The sequence below is a fragment of the Methylobacterium sp. A49B genome, assembly GCF_053346215.1.
In genome coordinates, this window is record NZ_JBKFBO010000141.1 from 1 (window position 1) to 3,641 (window position 3,641).

Sequence of the window (3,641 nt, forward strand, 5' to 3'; positions counted from 1 at the left end):
GCATCGGTCAGTTCCTTGATCTTGGAGAGGTCGGCGTCGTGGGCGGCCTGGTCGCGGGCGCGCAGCTCCAGCGCCTCGTGGGTGATCGCCTCCGCCTTCTCGGCGCGCAGCTGCTCGGCCTGCAGCGCCACGGCGTGGTCGTGGGCGAGCATGCGCTGCGCCCCGTCGGTCACCGCGACCTGCCAGCAGAAGGCGAAGGCCGCGACGCCGGCGGCCATCGTCCGGGAGACCATTCGCAGGCGCGCGGGCAGGACGATCCGCCCGATCACCAGGACGGCGAACGCCGCGGCCAGGATCTTGAGCGTCACCGGCGAGATCGCGGCCCGCATGAGGGGCGCGACCGCCAGGAGGATGGCGGTCCAGGAAAAGTCGAACATCAGCCGCGCGCTCCGGTGAGCTTCGGGAAGCGGCGCGCGAGGACGTCCGGCATGGGCCGGCCGGCATCGTCCCAGCGCGCGTACAGGGCGTAGAGGGCGCCGGCGACGATCAGCGCACCCATGACGAAGCCGAAGACGGTGCCGGCCGAGATCTGGGCCTGCGCGCTCTCGGCCTGGTCCTTCAGTTCGCTGACGCTCTGGGCGACCTCGGCGAAGCCGAAGGACCCGGCCACGCCCGCGCCCTGGACGGTGCGGCTCCGCGCCAGGTTCGCGTCCTTGGCCGCCACGGGGAGCGCCTCGGCGGTGTCGAGCGCAGCGAGCGTGTCGTCGTCGAGCTCGCCCGTGACGGGCAGGCCGGCCTTCTTCTGCAGGAGCTGCACGGAGGCCGTGGTGCGGTCGCCGTGGTCGCCGTCGACCTTGCCCACGGGATAGCGCAGCGCCTTGAGCTTCGCCTGGGCCGGGATCACGCGCAGCGCCGCCTTCGCCTTGGCCAGGTAGGCGCGGCACTCGGACAGCCCGATCGTGCCGCCGTTCACGCGGCGGCGCAGGGCCTCGACGTCGTCGGCGTCGGCGAGCGCGTTGCAGTCGTTGTCGGTCCAGTAGGTGAGCGCGGCCGCGATCGCGCCGGCCGGCGAGCGCAGGCGATCCGGATTGGCCTCGAACCCGGCGGCGCGGTAGTTCGCTCGCCCCGTGGTCTGCAGCGCGCCGCCGCCGCGGTACCGCCACCCGTCGCCGGGCTGCACGTTGCCGAGGCGACCGCCGTAGACCTTCTCGGCCAGCGCCTTCGGGTTGCCGGCGTAGGGTCTGGCCGCGGCGAGGTTCGGGAAGCGCTTTGGCCAGACCGCGCACAGCCGCTCGGCCGTGTAGAACAGGCTCTCCTCGAGCTTGGTCAGGCCGCCGGTCTCCGTGGCCACCTGGGCGACGAAGTGGGCGATGCGCAGCGGCGTGATGATCTCGGCCGCCGCGATCCGGTCATCGGCCGCGATGAACGCGGCCACGATGTCGGCGCGCGCGTGGGCTGCGACCGCGGGCAGGATCCGCTTCCAGTCGGTCATGACGGGCACCAGGGTTCAGAAGGGGATGGAGACGCGCAGGCGCAGCGGCGCGAGCTCGTCGAGCTCCAGGGTGCGCAGGCCTTCCCCGTCGCGGATAAGCGTGCCGTTCGGCGCGATCGGCGCCGCGGCCAGGAGGCTCGCGGTGCTGGGCCGGGGCGGGAGATGCGGCCGACCCCGTGCCGCGCAGGGCGCCGCATCGGTCGCGAGGTGAAAGGCGGCGATGGCGACCGCGAGAAGCCAGCAGCGCATCAGCGCGCGTCCGCCACGCGCCGGCCGGCCGGCACGACCTCGACCCGCACCCGGGCGAGGCCGCACGCGCCGAGCGCGCGACAGGAGCCGGTCGACAGGTCGATCAGCCGGCCGAGCCGCCGGTGCGGGCCACGATCGTTCACCCGGACGATGATGCTGCGCCCGGTGGCCAGATGCGTGACCCGCAGCCGGGTGTTGAACGGGACATCCCAGATCGCCGCCGTCCGACCCATGGGGTGGAAGATCTCGCCATTCGCGGTTCGCCGGCTCGGATTGATCCGGAAGACCTCTTTCCCGTAGGTCGAAGCGATCCCTTCCCAGGCACGGGCGGACACGGGAGCGAGCAGCAGCGCGCAAGCGACCACTGCCCGCAGCGCGAGGCGCTGCAGGAGCATGGTGGATCTCCGGATGTCGGGTTTAGGCGGCCGCGCCCTTGACGGTGCCGTGGATCACGAACGGACCGATGGTCGCCGGATAGGGATCCTTGCCGACCTCGGTGATCCAGATCTCGTGCTGGTAGGAGCCGAGCGGCGAGAAGCCGGCGTAGTCCGCGGGCGCGATGGCCAGCACGACCATGAACGCGCCGGGCACGACCGGGTCAGCCACGATCGGCAGAGGCTTCGTGAAGGCCTCGGGCGCGTCCGCGACGTAGAACTGCGGGCTCTGCGGACGCCCGAGCGGCATCGCGCCGAGATACCAGGCCGCCGTGGCGCCGGTCAGATCCGGGCGGGTGCCGTCCGGATCGCTCATCGGCACCGTGTACTGGACGCCGGCCTTCTGGAAGACGCTGACGACCTGATCGCGGGCCGGGCCGTTCCGGACAGTGGCCATGGTCAGGCGGCCGGCGCGGCGACGGGAGTGGGCTCGGCGGCCGGGGCTGCCGCGACCGGGTCGGCCGCCAGCTCGGCGTAGCCCAGCAGGATCAGCTTGGCCGCACACTTGTCCGGCACGCTCATCTCGGCGCCCTCGGGCACCTTCCAGACGGACGCGACCATGTCGAGGTCGGGGACCTCGGCCTGCGCGATCATGCGAGCGCCCTGCAGGGCGGCGGCGTTGAGTGCCGTGAGCACCTCGTCCGCCTCGTGGACGAAGCGGTGCTCGACGGTGGTGAGGAAGCGGACGGCCTTCATGGCGCGCGTCTCCGATCGAGGGGGGTGGGTGATGCGACGGCGGCGGGCGGCTTGGATCAGCCGCTGGTGTTCGTCGTGGAGATCGTGACGTTGAGCGTGTCGCCCGCCTGCATCGAGCGGGGCGTGGCGAAGTCCGAGGCGCCGATCAGCGTGCCGGCCGTGCCGCCCTTGGTGCTGTCGGTGGTGATGAAGGCGCCGGCCACGGTGACGGTGGCGTTGATGCTGTAGGTCGCCAGCGAGGCCGTGTTGTCGACGGAGGCGGTGGTCGTGCCGGTGACCGAGCCCAGCACCAGCGCCGGGCGCGCGGCCTGGCTGTAGCCCTGAACCTCGGACCAGCCGGCGTGGCTCGCCATCGTGTCGCCGGCCGCGATCGTGCCGCTGCCCTTCAGGCCGACGAAGAAGCTCGCGTTGTAGCCCGAGCCCTTCCAGTACTTGGAGAGCATGTCGGCCAGACCGGTGTTGACGGTCAGGTTCTCGATGGTCTCCTCCCACTTCACCTGCCCGTCGGGGCCGATGCACTGGAGGGTGTGGAAGGTGCGCGGCATGACGGCACCGCCGAGCAGCGCGCGCGCGATCGCCCCGCCCACGGCCGCGAGGCCGGCGCCCAAACGTCCCTGCATGTCGTGAGTCCTCAATGGCGCGTTGTGCCCCGCAGGGTCAGCGTGACCTGCATGGTGCCGGCGAGGGTGCGCGTGCCCTGACGCCGGCCTTCGAGGGAGAGGGTGACGGTGCGCAGCCCCTGCAGCCGCGGGAGATCCGCGTAGGGGTCGCCCACCTGGAGGAGGGCCTGCAGCGCGGCCTGGGCGGCGAGCTGCGCCGCGGCCGCGCCG

8 protein-coding genes are annotated in these 3,641 nt (G+C 72.5%); all 8 read right to left on the reverse strand.

Annotation, left to right across the window (positions count from 1 at the left end):
- A partial coding sequence (locus ACLBX9_RS29345; RefSeq protein WP_447721168.1) for a hypothetical protein occupies nt 1-377 on the reverse strand: 377 nt, incomplete at its 3' end.
- Complete coding sequence (locus ACLBX9_RS29350) at nt 377-1,432, reverse strand: peptidoglycan-binding protein (RefSeq protein WP_447718184.1); 1,056 nt, start codon at nt 1,430-1,432, stop codon at nt 377-379. The genes ACLBX9_RS29345 and ACLBX9_RS29350, both read right to left, overlap by 1 nt.
- A gap of 15 nt (nt 1,433-1,447) precedes the next feature.
- Nucleotides 1,448-1,681 carry a hypothetical protein gene (locus tag ACLBX9_RS29355; protein WP_447721379.1) on the reverse strand — a complete coding sequence of 78 codons (234 nt, stop codon included), beginning with the start codon at nt 1,679-1,681 and terminating at the stop codon, nt 1,448-1,450.
- A complete protein-coding gene (locus ACLBX9_RS29360; RefSeq protein WP_447721380.1) occupies nt 1,681-2,076 on the reverse strand; it encodes a septal ring lytic transglycosylase RlpA family protein in 396 nt (131 codons plus the stop codon). Before ACLBX9_RS29360 ends, ACLBX9_RS29355 begins: the two co-directional genes overlap by 1 nt.
- A 22-nt stretch (nt 2,077-2,098) precedes the next feature.
- Nucleotides 2,099-2,512, reverse strand: a complete 414-nt coding sequence (locus ACLBX9_RS29365; protein ID WP_447721381.1) for a hypothetical protein — start codon at nt 2,510-2,512, stop codon at nt 2,099-2,101.
- Between the two features lie 2 nt (nt 2,513-2,514).
- A complete protein-coding gene (locus ACLBX9_RS29370; protein ID WP_447721382.1) occupies nt 2,515-2,811 on the reverse strand; it encodes a hypothetical protein in 297 nt (98 codons plus the stop codon).
- Nucleotides 2,812-2,867: 56 nt separating this feature from the next.
- On the reverse strand, nt 2,868-3,431 hold the full coding sequence (locus ACLBX9_RS29375; RefSeq protein ID WP_447721383.1) for a hypothetical protein: 564 nt from the start codon (nt 3,429-3,431) through the stop codon (nt 2,868-2,870).
- An 11-nt stretch (nt 3,432-3,442) separates the two neighbouring features.
- On the reverse strand, nt 3,443-3,641 hold a 199-nt coding region (locus ACLBX9_RS29380), incomplete at its 5' end, for a hypothetical protein (protein ID WP_447721384.1).